13 protein-coding genes and 11 pseudogenes are annotated in these 20,781 nt (G+C 50.0%); 14 read left to right on the forward strand and 10 right to left on the reverse strand.

Features of this window, described 5'->3' with window-relative positions:
- Positions 1 to 12: 12 nt before the first annotated feature.
- Positions 13 to 1,044: pseudogene (locus tag ACWWJF_RS04205) on the reverse strand (IS630 family transposase).
- A gap of 102 nt (positions 1,045 to 1,146) precedes the next feature.
- Here ACWWJF_RS04205 and ACWWJF_RS04210 point away from each other — a divergent pair.
- Positions 1,147 to 1,536: pseudogene (locus ACWWJF_RS04210) on the forward strand (transposase); the annotation flags it as partial.
- Here ACWWJF_RS04210 and ACWWJF_RS04215 read toward each other — a convergent pair.
- The 4 genes and pseudogenes from ACWWJF_RS04215 to ACWWJF_RS04230 all read right to left on the reverse strand — a co-directional run bounded on the left by ACWWJF_RS04215 (position 1,483) and on the right by ACWWJF_RS04230 (position 4,152).
- Positions 1,483 to 1,722 carry a hypothetical protein gene (locus ACWWJF_RS04215; RefSeq protein ID WP_455868475.1) on the reverse strand — a complete coding sequence of 80 codons (240 nt, stop codon included), beginning with the start codon at positions 1,720 to 1,722 and terminating at the stop codon, positions 1,483 to 1,485. The pseudogene ACWWJF_RS04210 and the gene ACWWJF_RS04215 sit on opposite strands and share 54 nt — an antisense overlap.
- 381 nt (positions 1,723 to 2,103) lie before the next feature.
- Positions 2,104 to 2,340, reverse strand: a pseudogene (locus ACWWJF_RS04220) (BRO-N domain-containing protein); the annotation flags it as partial.
- A gap of 189 nt (positions 2,341 to 2,529) precedes the next feature.
- A protein-coding gene (locus ACWWJF_RS04225; protein WP_455868759.1) for an IS5 family transposase occupies positions 2,530 to 3,374 on the reverse strand; the annotation gives its coding sequence in 2 pieces (ribosomal slippage) (positions 2,530 to 3,029 and positions 3,029 to 3,374; 846 coding nt in all).
- Between the two features lie 316 nt (positions 3,375 to 3,690).
- A complete protein-coding gene (locus tag ACWWJF_RS04230; RefSeq protein ID WP_455868760.1) occupies positions 3,691 to 4,152 on the reverse strand; it encodes a hypothetical protein in 462 nt (153 codons plus the stop codon).
- A gap of 731 nt (positions 4,153 to 4,883) precedes the next feature.
- Here ACWWJF_RS04230 and ACWWJF_RS04235 point away from each other — a divergent pair.
- From ACWWJF_RS04235 to ACWWJF_RS04250, 4 genes and pseudogenes are all read left to right on the forward strand, one after another.
- Positions 4,884 to 6,011 (forward strand): annotated as a pseudogene (locus ACWWJF_RS04235) (IS4 family transposase); the annotation flags it as partial.
- 99 nt (positions 6,012 to 6,110) lie between these two features.
- A protein-coding gene (locus ACWWJF_RS04240; protein WP_455870922.1) for an IS3 family transposase occupies positions 6,111 to 7,294 on the forward strand; the annotation gives its coding sequence in 2 pieces (ribosomal slippage) (positions 6,111 to 6,432 and positions 6,432 to 7,294; 1,185 coding nt in all).
- A 64-nt stretch (positions 7,295 to 7,358) separates the two neighbouring features.
- Positions 7,359 to 8,282 (forward strand): IS5 family transposase, encoded by a 924-nt coding sequence (locus ACWWJF_RS04245; protein ID WP_455868634.1) that lies wholly within the window; start codon positions 7,359 to 7,361, stop codon positions 8,280 to 8,282.
- Positions 8,283 to 8,421: 139 nt separating this feature from the next.
- Positions 8,422 to 8,585, forward strand: a pseudogene (locus ACWWJF_RS04250) (IS4 family transposase); the annotation flags it as partial.
- On the opposite strand, the pseudogene ACWWJF_RS04255 reads toward ACWWJF_RS04250, so the two are convergent.
- Positions 8,550 to 9,214, reverse strand: a pseudogene (locus ACWWJF_RS04255) (IS5 family transposase); the annotation flags it as partial. The pseudogenes ACWWJF_RS04250 and ACWWJF_RS04255 sit on opposite strands and share 36 nt — an antisense overlap.
- A gap of 59 nt (positions 9,215 to 9,273) precedes the next feature.
- On the opposite strand from ACWWJF_RS04255, the pseudogene ACWWJF_RS04260 reads away from it, so the two are divergent.
- The 3 genes and pseudogenes from ACWWJF_RS04260 to xis all read left to right on the forward strand — a co-directional run bounded on the left by ACWWJF_RS04260 (position 9,274) and on the right by xis (position 10,568).
- Positions 9,274 to 9,968 (forward strand): annotated as a pseudogene (locus ACWWJF_RS04260) (IS1 family transposase).
- A 37-nt stretch (positions 9,969 to 10,005) separates the two neighbouring features.
- Positions 10,006 to 10,167 (forward strand): protease FtsH-inhibitory lysogeny factor CIII, encoded by a 162-nt coding sequence (locus tag ACWWJF_RS04265; RefSeq protein ID WP_455868761.1) that lies wholly within the window; start codon positions 10,006 to 10,008, stop codon positions 10,165 to 10,167.
- Positions 10,168 to 10,376: 209 nt separating this feature from the next.
- Positions 10,377 to 10,568, forward strand: coding sequence for an excisionase Xis (gene xis, locus ACWWJF_RS04270; protein WP_455868762.1), 192 nt, complete (start codon positions 10,377 to 10,379; stop codon positions 10,566 to 10,568).
- A 411-nt stretch (positions 10,569 to 10,979) separates the two neighbouring features.
- Here the strand turns inward: xis and ACWWJF_RS04275 are convergent.
- Both ACWWJF_RS04275 and ACWWJF_RS04280 read right to left on the reverse strand, forming a co-directional pair.
- Positions 10,980 to 11,228, reverse strand: a pseudogene (locus ACWWJF_RS04275) (hypothetical protein); the annotation flags it as partial.
- Between the two features lie 18 nt (positions 11,229 to 11,246).
- Positions 11,247 to 12,415 (reverse strand): IS3 family transposase gene (locus ACWWJF_RS04280; RefSeq protein WP_455868400.1). Its coding sequence is split into 2 segments (ribosomal slippage): positions 11,247 to 12,160 and positions 12,160 to 12,415, totalling 1,170 coding nucleotides; the frame shifts between segments, so codons are not numbered across the junction.
- A gap of 74 nt (positions 12,416 to 12,489) precedes the next feature.
- Between ACWWJF_RS04280 and ACWWJF_RS04285 the strand changes: the two are divergent.
- Positions 12,490 to 12,612 (forward strand): annotated as a pseudogene (locus tag ACWWJF_RS04285) (IS110 family transposase); the annotation flags it as partial.
- A gap of 326 nt (positions 12,613 to 12,938) precedes the next feature.
- Here the strand turns inward: ACWWJF_RS04285 and ACWWJF_RS04290 are convergent.
- On the reverse strand, positions 12,939 to 13,241 hold the full coding sequence (locus ACWWJF_RS04290; protein WP_455871271.1) for a hypothetical protein: 303 nt from the start codon (positions 13,239 to 13,241) through the stop codon (positions 12,939 to 12,941).
- 481 nt (positions 13,242 to 13,722) lie between these two features.
- Between ACWWJF_RS04290 and ACWWJF_RS04295 the strand changes: the two genes are divergently transcribed.
- From ACWWJF_RS04295 to ACWWJF_RS04310, 4 genes and pseudogenes are all read left to right on the forward strand, one after another.
- A complete protein-coding gene (locus ACWWJF_RS04295; RefSeq protein ID WP_455868763.1) occupies positions 13,723 to 15,108 on the forward strand; it encodes a hypothetical protein in 1,386 nt (461 codons plus the stop codon).
- A gap of 257 nt (positions 15,109 to 15,365) precedes the next feature.
- Positions 15,366 to 16,394 (forward strand): IS481 family transposase, encoded by a 1,029-nt coding sequence (locus tag ACWWJF_RS04300; protein ID WP_455868764.1) that lies wholly within the window; start codon positions 15,366 to 15,368, stop codon positions 16,392 to 16,394.
- Between the two features lie 64 nt (positions 16,395 to 16,458).
- A pseudogene (locus tag ACWWJF_RS04305) lies at positions 16,459 to 16,560 on the forward strand (IS5/IS1182 family transposase); the annotation flags it as partial.
- A gap of 273 nt (positions 16,561 to 16,833) precedes the next feature.
- A pseudogene (locus ACWWJF_RS04310) lies at positions 16,834 to 18,041 on the forward strand (IS256 family transposase).
- 9 nt (positions 18,042 to 18,050) lie between these two features.
- Here ACWWJF_RS04310 and ACWWJF_RS04315 read toward each other — a convergent pair.
- On the reverse strand, positions 18,051 to 19,454 hold the full coding sequence (locus ACWWJF_RS04315; protein ID WP_455868765.1) for a hypothetical protein: 1,404 nt from the start codon (positions 19,452 to 19,454) through the stop codon (positions 18,051 to 18,053).
- Positions 19,455 to 19,569: 115 nt separating this feature from the next.
- Between ACWWJF_RS04315 and ACWWJF_RS04320 the strand changes: the two genes are divergently transcribed.
- A protein-coding gene (locus tag ACWWJF_RS04320) for an IS3 family transposase (protein ID WP_455870923.1) occupies positions 19,570 to 20,777 on the forward strand; the annotation gives its coding sequence in 2 pieces (ribosomal slippage) (positions 19,570 to 19,891 and positions 19,891 to 20,777; 1,209 coding nt in all).
- Positions 20,778 to 20,781 lie beyond the last annotated feature (4 nt).

A 20,781-nucleotide genomic window follows, 5' to 3' on the forward strand; every position in this document is an offset into this window, starting at 1 on the left:
TTCCTAATACCGCTACACTTTTGCCTGTCCATGTTTTCCACTGGGAAACGGGCTGACGGTTTCCATGAAGCGGCGAACCTTGTTCAGTCACTGCCACATTGAACAGCATTGATGATTGCGGGTAATGGTTTCATGCAACGCCTGCCATAACCGCTCTACATGATTTACCCATGGTGAGTACACCGGCTGATAAATAACCCTGAATTTCGGGTTTTCTTCCAGCCAGCGCTGCGTCTCCCGGCTTTTGTGAATAATGTAGTTATCAACTATCAGCGTGAGCGTTTTTGCCCGTCTGTACGTTGCTCTCAGATGCTCTAACATACTGATAAACAAACACGAACTTTTACTGTTTCCTCCAACATCGCTGACTTTTCCCGTCCCGCTGTGTAATGCACCCGCCAGATAATATTTCTCGTTCTGGCCCGGCGTCACGATGCGTTTCTGCTTCCCGCGAACCTGCCAGTCCGCGCCAATTTTGGGATTCAGATGAATATCCACTTCGTCTTCGTAAAAGACGGGATGTTCCGCGCTGCATTGTTCCAGCGCCATCGCGATGGCCTCCATTTTTTCTTCCTTATGCGGGTCGCGGATACGCAGCGTAGGAGCTGCGCGTCGCCACACCAGACCGGCAGAAGGCCGCCAACGGCGCACCGTGGAAGCATGCAACTGGCAACCGGTTATCTCATTGATTTTTATCGCTAGCAGTTCCGTGCTCCAGCGCGAACGCTGATAGCCAAAATCATGAGGGGAACGCTTTACGAGCTGGATTAACAGTGCGCAGATCTGTTCAAACGGCCAGCGACGGCCACGACCGGGCCGCAGAGATTTGAGGCCTTCAATGCCGTACAGGGTGAGCCAGTTAATCCATCTGCCGATTGACGAACGGGCGCAGCAAAGCATTCTGGCGACATCGCTCACGCGCTCGCCCCGGTGCAACATCAGGATGGCGGTCAGCCTGCGGGCGTGATTCTTGTCACGCGTTTTATGGAGAGTTTTCTTCATCAGGCGTCGTTCGTTACGGGGTATCGGTGCTATGCTCGACATCGCTCAGTCCGGTTGATGATTTGGGATCTTTATCGATTGATCAGATCGCTCAACTCGGACTGAGTTCCCTTCAGGTGATCTACTATTCGGAACAGTTATTTAGATGAAACTGGCCAGCATTTAATGACCATCCCTGGTGTTGGACCGATAACAGCCAGCGTTTTGTCATCACAGTTAGGCGATGGCAAGCAATATGAAAACAGTCGTAATTTTGCCGCTTCCACCGGTCTTGTACCCCGCCAATACAGTACTGGAGGGAAGAATACTCTGCTGGGTATTAGCAAGCGTGGAGATAAAAACCTTCGCCGATTGCTTGTTCAATGTGCGCGGGTATTTATCCTAAGAATTGACCATCAATCAGGGAGATTAGCTGATTGGGTAAGGTCTCAGTTGGGCAGGAAACATTCTTGCGTTGTGTGCTGTGCATTAGCAAATAAATTAGCTCGAATAGCTTGGGCAATAACGACACGAAATACCGTGTTTGAACAGTAATGCTGGTCTAACAGTCAGCAATTTAACGAAGTTACCCATCTGGTTTTGCGAAGACTGATTATTGATGACATGAACGGCCTGACGACCTGATATAAAACCAAAAAATGAAAATGGCTCAATGAAGCCGATGGCCTTTTTAGGAATATCAGGTGCGAAACTCATCGTGGCGCGGGCATCCTTGGCCATAAAGACGCCGGATAGATTTAAGCAAGCCCACCATTAATCAAAGATCAGTGTTGCAAAAATGGGGGTGACCATAGATTTCATCTTTTCGATCATCAACTCCATGTTGCCATGCCGTCTGACTACCGAGCGGATAACCTCTTTCTCGAAGTCGTAGACTACAGAGTTAAATCTTGAGGTAACTTTCAACAGTCTGCGGCATTCTTCACCAAGAGCTGGCAAATCATTTACTGAGAAAGGTTCCGGTGATGGTCTACCGGTTACAGAACGCAGGCAGTGCCATACACCAGCGTTTCACCCCCTCTCGAACTTCATGCCATTGGTCATTAGCCAGACAAGGCGAGTCAGGTTGCTCATATCGTTAGGTGACAACGGTTCTACTGCTGAGTTTCTCTCGTAGCTACCAGCCTTACGGATCGTTGGCAGGACTTCATTTGTTACCCATTTACGGAAACGCCACGGTAAGGTTCCCTGCTTTACCGCATCCCGGCAGCGAAGAATAAGGGTGTATAGACCAGATTCTGATATTACTGATGGCTTTGTTGAATAAACAGATTTTATGCTACCAGCCCAGTAAAACGATTGTTTCCAGCAACGTAAAATCATGCAGTTAAGCATCATGAGAAAACGGAATGCCTGAGGTGATAAGCATTTTCTACCAAAATGGGCATAGTAAAACAGCACGATTCCCTATTATTCAACAAAGCCATTACTGATATGTCCTGCATTCCTCCCGGGGTCTGCATTGAATGCAGATCCTTTTCATCATCGTCTAACTTGCGAATAGACGTGTTATCTAGGCTGTGTCCCTTAATTACATAACCTTTGGTAAAACAGGCTGATGCAGCCCAGTTTCAACATTGCCAGATAATTCCTCGCCGTTTTGTCGTAACGTGTCGCAATGCGACGGTATTCTTTCAGACGGCCAAAGCACCGCTCAACAACGTTCCGATTGCGGTAGGCGTCACGATCGGGCTTTGAACGACCATCCACCGCCATTTTTTCAGTGGATTTTCGGGGGATGACAGTTTTTATACCTCTGTTTTTCAGCTCGTTACGTAATACATGCCCGGAGTACGCCTTGTCAGCGAGTACCGCATGACCACGGCGTTTCATACTGCCGTTCTGGCGTTGAACACCAATACCGTCCAAAAGACGTAGTGCAAACTGACTTTCATGAGCCTGACCGGGGCTCAACACGATGTTTAACGGAAGACCACTTCCGTCTGTAGCCATATGGATTTTGGTGCCAAAACCACCTCGAGAGCGACCCAGCCCATTATCTCCGGTGATATCGGGATGTTTTTTTGAGCACCGGCAGCACATTTCAGCGTCCTGATATTGCTACCATCCAGCGCAGTCGCTGACCAGTTCACGAGGCCATGGGCATCAAGTGATGAAAGTAACTTATTAAAAATAATGTTAATGACTCCCGATTTTGACCATCGGTTAAAGCGGTTATAAACGGTTTTCCATGGGCCGTATCGCTCAGGTAAATCACGCCATGGGGCACCAGAGCACAGCCCCCAGAACATGCCATTGATAATCATGCGATGCTCAGCCCATGGGCGTCCGGCCTGTGGTGTTGCTGGTTCAGCAGGGAGTAAGGGCTGGATGATAGCCCATGCTTCATCGGGAAGGTCGTAGCGAGCCATAGTTTAAAATGATTTAGAAACAAACAGTTAGTATAACTCATGGGATTAAGGGCATATCGTTATACACATCTTTTGGCCATTTTTTGAACAGGATGCTCAGAACCCCGTGAATTAAGGCATTCAAGCCATCCCATTGGCTTTTTGAGGTTCAAAATGCCACTCTGAGATAAACCCGTAACTCATTGATTAAACAGTGCGTTAGAAAGATGTGTATAACGATATGGGTTAAACTGGGCTGCATCCGCCTCTTTTACAAGAAGTTATGCAATTAAGGGACACAGCCTACTATTCGGAACAGTTATTTAAGCGCTGTATACTATTTACGATTCCCAAAATAAGCAATACACTCTGTTCCAATTTTAGAATGTGGATTTATATTAATATGACCATTTAGGTGTTTTTTTATTGCTTCACCTGGATTTTCCTGAAAATCACTTAATGCTTTTCTTAATGAATTTTCAAGGTTAGAGTTTTGACTCTTAAAGAGAGTACTATCTTTTACACTGTCAGTGTTTTGCCTCTTAAAGAGAGGACTATCTTTTAAACTAAGAGAAGTAAGTTGAGAGAATAACTTATGGTTTTTATTTAATTTTGAATTATACAAATTAAAATCATTTTTTCTTAGTTTTTGTATTGATTCGTTTTTAACTTTAAGTATAGCTATAGCGAAATTAATATCCTTATCTTTTTTTGTTAAGCTAGCCAACTTAACAGCTGATGAACAACTATTAAATACATGCGATTTTGTGTAATGATACGCTAATTGTAATGCTTTCATATCTGTCACTCCTATTTTTATACCAATAAACTTCGCTGTCTGAGCGCGTTGTTGTAGGTGGTTCAGTTGGTGATTTTAAACTTTTGCTTTGCCATGGAAACCCGATACTGAAACGACTATAGCGATCAGATCCGACAATCACCTGAAAGTTCGATTTATTCAACAAAGTCCCATTTTCACTCTCCTCAGTAGGGTCACCGCTCACTGCTGATGACCGTTATTAAACTATGCGTTTATTTGATATTCACATAAATAACGCTCATTCACCGTGTGTTAACGGGGGGCTTTGTTGAATAAATCAGAATTAGCCGACAGGATGGCTCCCTCTACTACACCTGTTATCCGATCCTGACGCTGTGTGGCATACCCAACAACGTCATACGGTTCAGCGCTTTGACCATCGCCATGGCTTCACCTACCTGAGCCCATATCGTTATACACATCTTTTGGCCATTTTTTGAACAGGATGCTCAGAACCCCGTGAATTAAGGCATTCAAGCCATCCCATTGGCTTTTTGAGGTTCAAAATGCCACTCTGAGATAAACCCGTAACTCATTGATTAAACAGTGCGTTAGAAAGATGTGTATAACGATATGACCTGAGCCCACCTCGTTATACACAAGTCCGCAACGCCTTATATGCCAAGGGTTAGCGGGCTGAAATAGGCAGCCGGTGGGGTTGTAAATGAAGTGAAACCGACGTGTACTATCGCCATTTACGGCGCTGAAAAATGACACGGGATTCAGATGGCTGGGCACACCAAGAACTGGAAGGGGTAAATCTTGGTGACACGAGGCTCAATAAGCGCGCCAAAGGGCTTTTGATACGGCTGGCTGAGAATCCGCAAGCCAGCATTCCGCATGCGTGCCTCGGATGGTCTGAGACGCTGGGTGCTTACCGCTTCATGGAGAACCAAGCATTCGAATGGCGAGACATTCTGCAACCTCACTGGCAGCGTACGCAGGAAAGGATCCGAGAACACGAGGTTGTGCTGTGTATCCAAGACACTACCGAGCTTGACTTCAACGGGCAGCAAATCCAAGGCTTGGGTCCCTTGAACTACGAAGCCAGGCGTGGTCTGTACCTGCATCCGACCTACGCGGTCAGTCCGGATCGCGTGGGGTTGGGCGTACTGGATGCGTGGATGTGGGCAAGAGAGCCGAAGGATGCAGACGGAAAACGCGATGGGATCAAGGAGAGTACGCGCTGGCTCGAGGGATACGAGCGAGTTGCTGAATTCGCCTCGGAGTTGCCAAACACACGTCTGGTGTACTTAGCCGATCGCGAAGCGGATATCAAGGCGTTGATGCAGCTCGCTGATGACCTTGGCACTCCGGCTGACTGGTTGATCCGCTCGACTCATAATCGCAGTCTGGACTGTAATGAGAAGCTTTGGCAGAAGGTTGGAAAGACCGTGCCGGTGGGAGAAATCCAATTCGTTATGGCGACTCGCGCGGGGCAGAAGGCGCGTACGGTGAAACAGGCGCTGCGCGTGAAGCGAGTGTCGCTGCGTTGCGGATTGGCAGTGACTTGTGTGATAGCCAAGGAAATTGAGCCGCCAGCAGGCGTGAAGCCGGTCGAGTGGCGGTTGCTGAGCAATCGCGTACCTGAAGGACGAGAAGATATCGTGGAGCTGATCGACTGGTATCGGGCTAGATGGGAAATCGAGATGTTCTTCAATGTGCTGAAGAACGGCTGCTGTGTCGAAGCGTTACAGTTATCGACCGTGGATCGCATTGAGCGGGCATTGGCGCTGTTCATGATCGTGGCATGGCGCATCGCCTATTTAATGCGTATGGGACGAACCTGTCCAGAGCTGGACGCAATGTTGTTCTTTGATTCCGACGAGACTCATGGCTGATGAACAAGCGTAGCCCCCTGTAACACCAGACAGTAGCTGTATCTCCAGATAAGAGATAGGCTTAGATATATGTCTAACAATCATGCTAATTTTGAAATGACCGGGATCCTGTTAGGGCAAGAAGTCCGTAAGCGTAAAACTCCGCAAGAGAAAATCGCCATCATTCAGCAGACAATGGAGCCGGGGATGAACGTCTCCCATGTAGCCCGCCTGCATGGCATCCAGCCCAGCCTTTTGTTTAAGTGGAAGAAGCAATACCAGGAAGGAAGCCTCACCGCCGTTGCGGCCGGAGAAAAAGTGGTTCCAGCTTCGGCGCTGGCGACTGCCCTCAAGCAGGTCCGGGAGCTACAGCGCCTTCTGGGTAAGAAGACGATGGAAGTTGAGATCCTCAAAGAAGCAGTGGAGTACCGCCAGTCGCGAAAATGGATAGCGCACGCGCCCTTGTTGCCAAAGGACGGGGAATAGCTCTGGTCAGCCGCGCCATGAGCGTGTCGCGTGCGCAGCTGTCACTGCGGGTTAACCGTTCTGCCGACTGGCTGGACAGGCGCAGCAACCGGCGTAATGACGAAGCTGATGCTGAGATATTATCGGACATCCTCCGTATCATCAGCGACATGCCCAGTTACGGTTACCGCCGAGTGTGGGGTATCCTGGGTAAGCAACGTCGTGCAGAGGGACTTCCACCGGTGAACGCCAAACGGCTTTACAGGATAATGAGCGAGCATAACCTGCTGTTGTTGAATGATAAAACTGAACGTCCGAAGCGGGAGCATAAAGGCAAAATCGCGGTAGCAGAGAGCGATATGCGCTGGTGCTCAGATGGCTTCGAGTTCGGTTGTGACAACGGCGAGAAGCTGCGGGTGACGTTCGCACTGGACTGCTGCGACCGGGAGGTCATAGACTGGGCAGCGAGCACCAGGGGTTATGACCGTTCAACCGTGCAGGATGTGATGCTGAGGTCGGTGGAAAAACGCTTCGGTAGCGCGCTGCCGGATAAACCAGTGCAATGGCTGACGGATAATGGTTCAGCGTACACAGCGCATGAAACGCGGAAGTTCGCCAGAGAACGGAATCTGGAGCCTTGCACAACAGCAGTGAGCAGTCCACAGAGTAACGGCATGGCAGAACGGTTCGTGAAGACGATGAAGGAAGATTACATCGCCTTCATGCCAAAACCCGATGTGCGAACAGCGCTGAAGAACCTTGCAGCGGCGTTCAATCATTACAATGAAAACCATCCGCACAGTGCGCTGGGATACAACTCCCCAAGGCTTTGTTGAATAAATAGAAAGTTTGGGTAATCATCGGATCAGATCACCATAGTTGTTTCAACATCAGGTCTCCATGGCAAAACAAAATTTTAAAATCACTAACTGGCCCTCCTATAACAAGGCCCTCAAGCAGCGCGGTTCTCTAACCGTATGGCTAGATGAATCAGCCATTGCTGCATGGACGGAAAAAACGACTACTGAACGGCGTGGACGACCGCTCCACTACTCAGATATGGCCATCACCACAGTCCTGATGATGAAACGCGTGTTTGGCCTTTCATTGAGGGCTTTACAGGGTTTTGTTGACTCGATTTTTAAACTGATTAAATTGTCGCTGCATTGTCCAGACTATTCGCTGCTCAGCAAGCGAGCAAAGACAGTGAACATCAGCATAAAAACGCCAACCCGTGGTGAAATCTCACATCTGGTCATTGATGGAACCGGCCTGAAGGTCTTTGGCGAAGGCGAATGGAAAGTCCGGCAGCATGGTGCCGACAGACGCAGGGTGTGGCGTAAGCTGCATCTGGCAGTAGACAGTGCGACGCATGAGATTATCTGTGCGGATTTGTCGCTCAGTGGTACGACTGATGCCCAGGCTCTACCGGCACTGATAAACCAGACCCACCGGAAAATCAGAGAGGCATCGGCTGACGGCGCTTACGATACAGGTTACTGCCATGATGCTCTGCTGAGGAAGAAAATAAGGCCGCTTATCCCGCCGCGAAGGGGGGCGCAATATTGGCCGGACCACTACCACGAGCGTAACCACGCTGTTGCAAATCAGCGCCTGAGCGGCAGCAACGATACCTGGAAAAAGAAAGTGGGCTATCACCGACGCTCAGTGGCTGAAACGGCCATGTTCCGGTTCAAAACGCTTCTGGGTGGTCATCTAAGTCTGCGTGACTACGATGCTCAGGTGGGTGAAGCCATGGCGATGGTCAAAGCGCTTAACCGGATCACGCTATTAGGAATGCCGAACAGTATTCGCATCACGTAACAATCGACCTGGGGGCACAGTCGTTACAAGTTCTGATTTATTCAACAAAGCCACTCCCCAAGAGAATATCGGCGCCAGCGGGCATCGTTAACTTAAGATAAAAAAACTGTCCGGAGATGGTGGGTCAAGATCAGGCCGCCCTAAGCTAAACGAAGTATTGCGCTTAGTTGCGCAACTGGGAGGCTTTCTTGCTCGAAAAGGCGACGGTGAACCAGGCGCAAAACTATCTGGAAAGGCTTGCAGAAAGTCATGACGGCCGCCGAAACGCTACGCGCGCTCAGGCACGAACAGAGATGTGTATAACGAGGTGAGTTTAACCATCGACAGATAATTCCTCGCCGTTTTGTCATAACGTGTGGCAATACGGCGGTATTCTTTTAATCGGCCAAAACATCTTTCCACTACATTGCGATGACGGTAAGCGTCACTGGCGAACCATGAGCGCCCGTCCGAAGCCATTTTTTCATTCGTTTTTCGGGGGATGACTGCCTTTATCCCCTTTCGTTTCAGCTCGTTGCGTAGTGCATGCCCTGAATAAGCTTTGTCAGCCAGCACCGCATAACCACGACGCTTCATGCTGCCATTCTGGCGCTGAACACCAATACTATCCAGAAGACGTAATGCGAACTGGCTTTCGTGAGCCTGTCCGGGGCTCAGCAGGATGTTTAACGGGAGACCACTTCCGTCTGTTGCCAGATGGATTTTGGTGCCAAAACCACCGCGAGAGCGACCCAGACCGTTATCTCCGGCGATATCGGGATGTTTTTTTGAGCACCGGCAGCACATTTCAGCGCCCGGATATTACTGCCATCCAGCGCCGTGGCAGACCAGTCAACGAGACCATGCGCATCAAGAGCAGAAAGTAACCTGTTGAAAATAATGTTAATCACACCCGATTTTGACCACCGATTAAAGCGGTTATATACGGTTTTCGGTAATGCCTTCAAATAGTTGGCTTTTGTGATATTCTGCCGCTATTTGAGGTTTCCACGTGGTTACTGTTTTTGTTCATTGCCCTCGCTGCCATTCAGATAAAGTTTATCGACATGGCCTTAGTCCAACTAAGCGCGAACGCTTCCGGTGTCAGTGCTGTCGCCGTGTATTCCAGCTTACCTACCGCTATGAAGCGCGAAAGCCGGGAGTCAAAGAGCAGATCGTTGATATGGCCTTCAACGGTGCCGGTGTTCGCGATACCGCCAGAACGTTGAAAATCGGCATCAATACGGTCATCCGGGCTTTAAAAAGCTCTCGCCCCGCAGGATAACGTCTTCTCCCGTTGCTCACGCCGACGTCGCCCTTATCTGTGAACTTGATGAGCAATGGAGCTTCGTTGGCAGTCAGGCGCTACAGCACTGGCTCTGATAGGCTTACAATACCAAAACGGGCGGTGTTCTGGCCTACACTTTTGGCCCCCGAACCGATGAGACCTGCCGTGAATTGCTGGCTCTGTTGACACCGTTCAACATCGGCATGATTACCAGTGACAACTGGGGCAGCTATGCAAGAGAGGTTCCGAAGCAGAAACATCTGACTGGCAAGATCTTCACGCAACGCATAGAGCGCAATAACCTGACGCTCCGTACCCGCATTAAACGACTGGCGCGTAAAACGATTTGCTTCTCGCGCTCCGTCGAGATCCACGAAAAAGTCATCGGAGCCTTCATCGAAAAACACATGTTCTACTAATTGGAGTCATTACCCAATATAAAAACAGGAGCACCCCATGAATTATGCATTCGCGGGTCATGCTGCCCTCATGGGGAGCTATCACCCGGAAGAAACCCACTTGGATAAATGGGTTCAATGGCTGAGAAACGGATACAGAAGGCTTATCGATATCCTCGAACAGCAAGGCAAACCTCTACGACCTGCATCAGTACTTTAACCAAGGCTGTTACAGCCTGAAATCATCTTCATCACTGCACACCCTGTCTGCAAACTTCACGGTACCGTTTCTGAGATCCACAAATCCCCCCCCTGCCACCATGACAAATGGCGCAGCGGAATGATTTTAGCAGAAGTCATTATGGCTACAGCATTTCTTGATGATGACGAAGATATGCGTAATAGTGATTAAAGCAATGTGAGGTAAAAATGAAAGATAATCAAAGCTGGATGAGTACTCGCCAAGTATGTGAATTTCTCGACATGTCGTCTCGAACATTGGAGCGGAGAAGGAAACGGTCTTTTAATCCCTTCCCCGAACCAGATATTACTTGCGCAGGATCACAAAACAAATGGTTGCGTCACCGGGTTCTGGCCATATCGTTATACACATCTTTCTAACGCACTGTTTAATCAATGAATTACGGGTTTATCTCAGAGTGGCATTTTGAACCTCAAAAAGCCAATGGGATGGCTTGAATGCCTTAATTCACGGGGTTCTGAGCATCCTGTTCAAAAAATGGCCAAAAGATGTGTATAACGATATGGGTTCTGGCCTGGCAACAAGCTGAAATGAAAGTAGATCACCCAAAACCATTGTCGGCAATCCATCACGCTAACCAGCTGAGCGCGGCTTGAGCTCAATCACGTCCGGCTCTGTGATACTCATCAGTCGCGCCCACCACTTCCCGTACGCTACCCTCATTTCTTCTAAATACGGCTTTGTTGAATAATAGGGAATCGTGCTGTTTTACTATGCCCATGTTGGTAGAAAATGCTTATCACCTCAGGCATTCCGTTTTCTCATGATGCTTAACTGCATGATTTTACGTTGCTGGAAACAATCGTTTTACTGGGCTGGTAGCATAAAATCTGTTTATTCAACAAAGCCTCTAAATACGTGTGCTTGTCATAAACGGCCCAAACTCCGGGTAACGAGTGTCCGAGCATTATTTCGGCAACATGCGGATCGGTGATATCGGAAAAGTTTGTTCTGGCTGTGCGCCGCAGATCATGAACGGAGAAATGAGGGACACTCTCATCGTAGGCTTTTATCATGAAGAGGCGGAGATGTAGTGGTCAACTAATATTGGCCACCGCATTAGACTGTATGTAGAACAGTCGCTCAGATTCGTTTGGAGTTAAGCCGCCGTTATACCAGTGAGGCCGGATAGCGCTGTAATACCCCGTGATGTAGCGGATAATCGCGTCCTGGGCTTCGCTGAAGCTGTTGTAACCCTTTGTCGGCACCCATTCTGTCTTCAGGCTGCGGAAGAACCGCTCCATTGGCGCATTATCCCAGCAGTTACCCCGCCGACTCATACTCTGCTTTATCCGGCAGCGCCACAGGGCTTGCCGGTATTGACGGCTGGTATAGTGGCTGCCCTGGTCGCTGTGGAACATGACTCCTGTTGGTTGTCCCCGGAGTTCCCAGGCCATCTGCAACGCTTTAACTGTCAGCGCCGAGTCCGGCGACGTCGACATGGCCCAGCCCACCGGTTTGCGGGCGAACAGGTCTAGCACCACCGCAAGGTAAGCCCAGCATTTGCCCGTCCAGATGTAGGTCACATCGCCGCACCAGACCTGATCCGGCGCGGTAACCGCGAACTGGCGGTTGAGATAGTTCGGTATTTCAACGTGTTCATTGCCGCCGCGTTTGTATTTGTGAGCCGGTCGCTGGCAGCTGGCGATACCCAGCTCCTTCATCAGCTTGCCAGCCAGCCAGCGCCCCATTTTGACACCGGAGCTGCCGGTGACGATGGTCGCGATACTTCGAGCGCCGGCAGAGCCGCCGCTGGCGTTCCAGGCTTCCATGACGCGACTACACTTAACCACGCGCTCACCGTCGGGTTCATTAGCGGAAGCCTGCCAGTGCCTGTAGCTGCTGCGATGTACCTCAAAAGTTTGGCACAACGCCGTGACCGGGTATCGCGCCCTCAGCCTGTCGACTACCGTGAACCGTTGAGTGAGTCCGACATTAAGAGCGCCGTAGCCTTTTTTAGGATTTCGTTCTCCATTTCAAGGCATTGGACTTTTTTCTTCATCTCACGCAGCTCGAGCTGTTCAGGGGTAAGAGGAAGTCCCGTTGGCGTTTTTCCCTGTCGTTCAAGGCGAAGCTTATTGACCCAGCGACTAATGGCAGAATGGCTGACATTAACCGCCTCTGCGGCCTTAACGTATGTGTAGCCGTGGTCGACAACCAGCTTTGCGGCTTCGAGCTTAAATTCCGCCGTAAAATGTTTACCCATGAGGTCACCTGTCGTGTTGATGAGGTGAGCATATCACCTCCGCTCAGGTGGCCAGTATCAGTGTGCCACTACAGTCTGAATGGGTTCGGGGGCAACTCGATAACAAACATTCAAATATTGTCGCCTGTGCTCTGGCAAACAAACTGGCGCGAATAGCCTGGTCAATCACAACTAATCACAATGAATATCAGGCCTGATGTTATGTAGAACTAAATCAACAGACTGATTATTAAGTAATTAAACAGTAGTTACCTATCTGGTTTTGCGAAGACTGATTATTGATGACATGAACGGCATATCGGCCTGCTGAAAAACCTGACGACAAAAATGGCTCAATGAAGCCGAGGGCCTTTTCAGGTTCACCAGGCGCGGAACTCATCGAGGCGCGGGCATCTCGCCCACAGAGACGCCGGATAGATTGAAGCAAGCCCACCATTAGTCAAAAATCAGTGTTGCAAAAATGGGGGTGACCATAGATTTGATTGTTGCCGTTATTTTGTACATTAAGTATCTCCGGGGCTGTTTATGCCGCTATACCGTTCATCATGACGCCTAAGAGCCGTGGAAACAGGCTGTCGTAGAAATGGGGCTGCGTCTGGCGCGGATTGGCTGGGTCAGTGAGATTTTTGCCAAACTGCAAGCCTTTCTCTGTTAGCGACAAGAATAGTTTCTCTTTGTCGGGATGCTTGCTGCTGGGGCGTGACTTGCGCTCAGCGAGTCCGAGCAATTGCAGGAGCTTGAGAAACCAGACTGTCAATGAACCGCGCTGCCTGAGAGCATCGTTGTAGACGGACCAGTTGGTGATTTTAAACGTTTGTTTTGCCATGGGAACCCGATGCTGAAACGACTGTAGTGATCAGATCCGCCAATCTCCTAAAAGTTTGATTTATTCAACAAAGCCGATTTAACATACTGATTTTACGTTAAGGGAATTCGTAGCCTTTATGGCTGCGCAGCATAATATCTATTTATTCAACAAAGCCCACGCGAGGGAGTAAATCACTGGGCTATCGCTCCCCAAATTAGGTATTTTTAACGCACTTACAGGCGGCATAATTTCCTACCGTTTTGTTGCATTTCAACTGGGAATGGGGCTTACGAAAGATTACAATCTGTAAGGTGCTTTTTTTATAGTCGAAATTAACCGCTACTTTATGCTGGCGAGCATAAATCATCCATAATTAATGAGGTTCTCTATGTTAGCGCCAGTAGCCAAAAAATGTTCCCCCATCATATTGACAAGACAGGAGCCAAAAACTCAACAAGCGGCACCGATAACATCACAAAGGCCCTCTCGGTTAAACGCCTTGAACGGGCTTGGAAATAGAGCACAACTCGCCAGCGTGCCGAGCGGCAGACCTGCCACAGTCGCGTCTCAAACTCCTGGTACAGGGCAACAGGCCAGCGCTGCAAAACCAGCCGATGCCCATTCGGATCGACAAAAAATCATCGCTACCATCGCACGTGAAGCTGAGCAGAATATCAATAAAAGTCATTTACGGAAACCGGACACAGAAAAACTATTGACCCGACAGGCCATCTCGGGAACGATTCTAGGTCGGCCGCCCACTCAGCATACGGCAACCGCATTGGCAGCCAACAACCAAGCCAAAACCCTTATCGATAACGCCGTAAAGGGGTTTGGGATTGTCGAAAAGGGCATGGCGGATCCCCACTATGCCAGCCAGGCTATCGACTCAGCCCTCTGCGCTATCTATAGCAACCATAAAGACACTTTCTTAAAGCGTCTGGAGCACAGCGCCAAACCTGTTCAGAACGAACTGCTCAGCACCCTTCCCGCTGACACGCAGCAAACCACTAGACAGGCGCTCTCTGGTGCCCACACTTCGCCGCAGCAACACGCCAATACGAAAGTCACAGGCGCATTGGACAGGTTGGAACAATTAAAAAACAAACCGTTAGTGAAAGCGTTTGGCATGCACCACATCGTCAATTTGCTGCAAAAAGGGATAGTCAATATTGCGGGTCGCAGCTTGCTTAAGCACAGTCTGCAAGACGCTGTTGCCACGGCCTATCAGAAAGGACGCAATGTCAGTTTGGCCACGGGATCGCTAAAAGCGCTTAACGACGTGACACAAGAAATTACACAGCATCAGCAGGGTTCCGCTGACGCACGCGCAAGCCATCTGCCGTATCCACACACGGCGCTGGAAATCGTTAGCCACGAAGCCGTACTGAATCATCTCTTAAAAACCAAAGGCCACGCACGCCATGATGGAAACGTTCTCTCAGCCGCTGCGCAAATTGCCTACCATAAAGGACTTTGTGATGGCATTCGCAATGCCTACCTGCATACCATAGGCAGCGCCGCACAGGACGCAGGCCTTTCCGGCAACACCCCACACCGTGATAAAGCCTTCACACCGACGGGAGCTGGCGCGAATCCCTATATCAGACCAACGTTAGACGCGGTAGCTCAGCACTACCCCGACGCGTTGATGAACCAGGAAATTAAAGACCAACTGTCAAAACATGCTCATCACCAGCTAATGGCAGAAATAGATACGTTATCAAAGCATTTAAAACCCAAGCTTGAGAGCTTACCATCCTCTGATAGTGATAACGATCCGACATTAAAAGCTAAACTACAAAATTTAATGAAATATTCTCCCGATGGTTTCAACGACAGCCTGACGAAGATTTCTAGGCGTTTTGAAGGGTTCGTCTCTTAATTGATTGACCCTGTAAACACATTCTGTGTAAATGCCTTTTCTCAGTAGTGACCGTCCAGGCGGTCACCGAACTCGATAATAAAGCGGCTCATTGGGCTTTGTTGAATAAATCAGAGTTAGCGGACAGGATGCTTCCAGCCGGTGCTGCCGTTATGTGTATTAGTCGCGACTTGCTCTGACACTGGACCTTGAAAGGTTGAGAGTTACCGGTTTTGATATGGGTGTCGAATCCTTATACAAAACACGAGGTAACTCTCATGCTTCATACTAACAATCCCATCATCAAACACAAAGCCGGCCTGCTCAATCTCGCCGAAGAACTCGGTAACGTATCAAAAGCCTGTAAAATCATGGGTGTGTCACGCGACACGTTTTATCGCTATCAGGAACTGGCGGCAGAAGGCGGCATTGACGCTCTGGTTAACCAAAACCGCCGGGTTCCCAACCTGAAAAACCGTGCTGATGAAGCCACTGAACGTGCTGTTATTGATTACGCCATTGAGTTCCCGGCTCATGGCCAGCACCGGACCAGTAATGAGCTGCGTAAAAAAGGCGTCTTCATTTCTGGCAGCGGTGTGCGCTCCATCTGGCAACGACACGATCTGGAAAACTTTCGTAAGCGCCTGAAGGCACTTGAGGAAAAAGTTGCCAGAGAAGGCATTGTACTTACTGATGCTCAAATCGCTGCACTGGAGAAGAAGGCGCACGACGACGAAGCCTGTGGTGAAATAGAGACTGCTCACCCGGGTTATCTGGGGTCGCAGGACACCTTCTACGTGGGTAATCTGAAAGGTGTTGGCCGTATCTACCAGCAGACGTTCGTGGATACGTACTCGAAAGTGGCGCACTGCAAGCTTTACACGAGTAAAGCACCGATCTCTGCCGCCGACCTGCTCAATGATCGCGTGCTGCCGTTCTACAAAGCTCAGGGGCTGCCAATGCTAAGAATACTGACGGACAGGGGGACGGAGTACTGCGGTAAAGTGGAACAACATGACTATCAGCTGTACTTGGCTATCAACGATATAGACCATACGAAAACGATGTCTCCGCAGACAAACGGTATCTGCGAGCGCTTCCATAAAACTATTTTGCAGGATTTTTATCAGGTTGCGTTCCGTAAGACGTTATACGAGGACCTAGAAAGTCTACAAAAGGATCTGGACAACTGGTTGTGGCATTACAATAATGAGCGAACTCATCAGGGTAAAATGTGCTGCGGGCGTACGCCAATGGCCACGTTACTTGATGGTAAACGAGTCTGGGCAGAAAAAAATCTGAACTAGATTTAATCTGACAGACACCTGTATAAATAACCGGTAACTGTCAGATCAGGTCTGAGCTAATACATACCGTCGCATTGCGACACGTTACGACAAAACGGCGAGGAATTATCTGGCAATGTTGAAACGGGGCTGCATCAGCCTGTTTTACCAGAGGTTATGTAATTAAGGGACACAGCCTAGACATTTAGCCAAGGTAGCCGCATGAGTACATGCATATCGTCAGGCGGCTACACAATAAGGTTCCGACTGACCCAAAGGGTATAGTGCACCATCACATTTTGAGAATGGCAGCAATGATGCTCACGGCAGCGGCGACCATTAGCCCAAGCCGGATGGTCATCTGCATGCCAAGTTTATCAAAACCGGCGACCCTGTACATAAATTTGTGTAATTGCCTGATTTTGATATGTTCAATCCAACATCAAAAACAGGTTAATTTATGGACGAAAAACAGTTGCAGGCTCTGGCTAACGAACTGGCCAAAAATCTCAAAACCCATGACGATCTCAGCCAATTCGATCGCCTGCTGAAGAAAATCAGCGTTGAGGCTGCTCTCAACGCCGAAATGTCCCACCATCTGGGCTACGATAAAAATCAGCCCAAACCGGGGCCAACTCCCGCAACGGCTATTCCACAAACACCGTGACCACCGGCGATGGCCCTCTGGAACTACGTACTCCGCGCGATCGTGATGGCTCCTTCGAACCACAACTGGTGAAGAAAAACCAGACCCGGATCACCGGGATGGATAACCAAATCCTGTCCCTGTACGCCAGAGGGATGACCACCCGCGAGATAGCGTCTGCGTTCAACGAGCTGTATGACGCGGATGTCTCACCGGCGCTGGTCTCGAAGGTCACCGACGCCGTGATGTAACAGGTTACTGAATGGCAAAATCGTCCACTGGATGCAGTCTATCCCATTGTTTACCTTGACTGTATCATCCTGAAGGTCCGGCAGGACAGTCGCGTCATCAATAAATCCGTGTTCCTGGCACTGGGTATCAACATCGAGGGCCAGAAAGAACTGCTGGGTATGTGGCTGGCCGAAAACGAGGGCGCGAAGTTCTGGCTCAATGTGCTGACAGAACTAAAAAACCGCGGCCTGAACGATATCCTCATCGCCTGTGTCGACGGTCTGAAAGGCTTCCCGGACGCCATCAACGCGGTGTATCCGGAAGCCCGCATCCAGCGGTGCATCGTGCACATGGTACGCAACAGCCTGAGGTTCGTCTCTTGGAAGGACTACAAAGCCGTCACACGCGACCTGAAAGCCATCTATCAGGCCGCTACGGAAGAAGCAAGCCAGCAGGGGCTGGAAGCATTCGCCAGCGCATGGGACAGCCGCTATCCACAGATAAGCCGGAGCTGGCAGACGAACTGGAGCAATCTGGCAACGTTCTTCGCTTACCCGGCAGATATCCGCAAAGTCATCGACACAACCAACGCCATCGAGTAGCTGAACAGTGTGATCCGGCATGCGATTAAAAAACGCAAGGTGTTCCCGACTGACGACGCAGTGAAAAAGGTGGTGTGGCTGGCAATCCAGTCGGCCTAACAGAAATGGACGATGCCACTGCGGGACTGGCGTATGGCAATGAGCTGTTTTATTATCGAGTTCGGTGACCGCCTGGACGGTCACTACTGAGAAAGGCATTTACACAGAATCATGTACAGGGTCTGGTGTAGTCCAACCAAGGGAAGAAACCTTGCTGGTATCCTTCATGGTGATATCCAGCGTGGCTGGTGTCACTTTTGCACCCAGACTGGTGATACTTATCGCCTGTCCAGCGGCGTTCGTGGCACTCAGTCCATCGGTGCTTAACGTGTAGCTCCCCACATTATCAGTGCGCTGTAAACCATTGTTGAGAGTACCACTGATGGTGTTCCAAAAACCGACGCCATAGTAGGTAGTCGTCGGTGTTGCACCGTAGACGGCATTTTGTGCAACGCCAACGACGCCTGAGACACCAAACAGTGCGGGGGTCGCAGAGCCGCTAGCGGGTGCCCAGATGCTACTGTCCAAACCGCTGTAGTTCGCTGCGTTTTTCATTTGAGCGGTTGTGAGCCCAACAACAGTGCTGTTGCTGCTGCCGGATCCTACTCCTGCCGAGGAGGACGTCTGAGTATTCCAATAGAGATTTTGCAGCGTGCCGAAGCCATTATATCCGATCACACCGCCATAGAAGGAGCGCTGCGTCAAGTAGTTAAAGACAGCGGCGGCATAACTATTGGTGACAGTACCATTTGCGTTATAGCCGGCCACCCCACCGATAAAAGATGCTGCGCCTCCCATGCCCGATGCAGTTATATTGCCAGCAGAGTAGCTCTGGTTAACTTTCGCCCCGAACGCGTTGTTTCCGACCAGCCCCCCGACATTCTGTGAGCCATTGCCGGCTGTTCCTGAGAGATTGATGGTGACATCGGCATAGCTTTGCAGAATATCTTTATTATTTTGTCCCACCAGTCCGCCCCAATAGGAACCGTTTGAACTGTTGGTCGCCGTGATGTTGGCTCCAGAATGGGTGTATTTCACTGTTCCGGTATTTTGCCCAACCAGCCCACCCATGTAAGTGGTTGCAGTGGGTGTGCGAGTCAGACTGCCGTCTACTGATACATAGGCGATCGTCCCGGAGTTATAGGCCGCTAACAAACCGGCATAGAAGGTGGAGGTGGATGAGCCCGCTAATTGCGCAGCGGTTAGTGCGATATTCCTGATGGTACCGGTGTTGTAGCCAAACAGCCCCACATAGGTGTTTGCACTGTTGATGTTCAAATTCGAGATAGTATTGCCAAGGCCGGTGAAGATACCGCTAAACGCCGCATCTTGTGATGTTCCGACCAGCGCATTGCTGTAAGTGGTGCCGTTGGCATTCACATTCTGCGCCAGCGCATAACGACCCGATAATCCGGTGGTGTCGATGGCATCCAATTGCGCCATCGAGTGTATCAATGTGTAATTCTCACCACCGATAGAGAGTGAGGAATTAGCGCCAGACAGGGTGATGGATTTTCCCGATAGCAACGTATAGTCTTTTCCACTACCGTAATTCAGTGCCAAACCTGCATTGGTTCCGGTGGCAACTGATGTAGCCCCCTGTAACACCAGACAGTAGCTGTATCTCCAGATAAGAGATAGGCTTAGATATATGTCTAACAATCATGCTAATTTTGAAATGACCGGGATCCTGTTAGGGCAAGAAGTCCGTAAGCGTAAAACTCCGCAAGAGAAAATCGCCATCATTCAGCAGACAATGGAGCCGGGGATGAACGTCTCCCATGTAGCTCGCCTGCATGGCATCCAGCCCAGCCTTTTGTTTAAGTGGAAGAAGCAATACCAGGAAGGAAGCCTCACCGCCGTTGCGGCCGGAGAAGAAGTGGTTCCAGCTTCGGCGCTGGCGACTGCCCTCAAGCAGGTCCGGGAGCTACAGCGCCTTCTGGGTAAGAAGACGATGGAAGTTGAGATCCTCAAAGAAGCAGTGGAGTACCGCCAGTCGCGAAAATGGATATCGCACGCGCCCTTGTTGCCAAAGGACGGGGAATAGCTCTGGTCAGCCGCGCCATGAGCGTGTCGCGTGCGCAGCTGTCACTGCGGGTTAACCGTTCTGCCGACTGGCTGGACAGGCGCAGCAACCGGCGTAATGACGAAGCTGATGCTGAGATATTATCGGACATCCTCCGTATCATCAGCGACATGCCCAGTTACGGTTACCGCCGAGTGTGGGGTATCCTGCGTAAGCAACGTCGTGCAGAGGGACTTCCACCGGTGAACGCCAAACGGCTTTACAGGATAATGAGCGAGCATAACCTGCTGTTGTTGCATGATAAAACTGAACGTCCGAAGCGGGAGCATAAAGGCAAAATCGCGGTAGCAGAGAGCGATATGCGCTGGTGCTCAGATGGCTTCGAGTTCGGTTGTGACAACGGCGAGAAGCTGCGGGTGACGTTCGCACTGGACTGCTGCGACCGGGAGGCCATAGACTGGGCAGCGAGCACCAGGGGTTATGACAGTTCAACCGTGCAGGATGTGATGCTGAGGTCGGTGGAAAAACGCTTCGGTAGCGCGCTGCCGGATAAACCAGTGCAATGGCTGACGGATAATGGTTCAGCGTACACAGCGCATGAAACGCGGAAGTTCGCCAGAGAACGGAATCTGGAGCCCTGCACAACAGCAGTGAGCAGTCCACAGAGTAACGGCATGGCAGAACGGTTCGTGAAGACGATGAAGGAAGATTACATCGCCTTCATGCCAAAACCCGATGTGCGAACAGCGCTGAAGAACCTTGCAGCGGCGTTCAATCATTACAATGAAAACCATCCGCACAGTGCGCTGGGATACAACTCCCCAAGAGAATATCGGCGTCAGCGGGCATCGTTAACTTAAGAGA

Source organism: Symbiopectobacterium sp. Eva_TO (assembly GCF_053848865.1).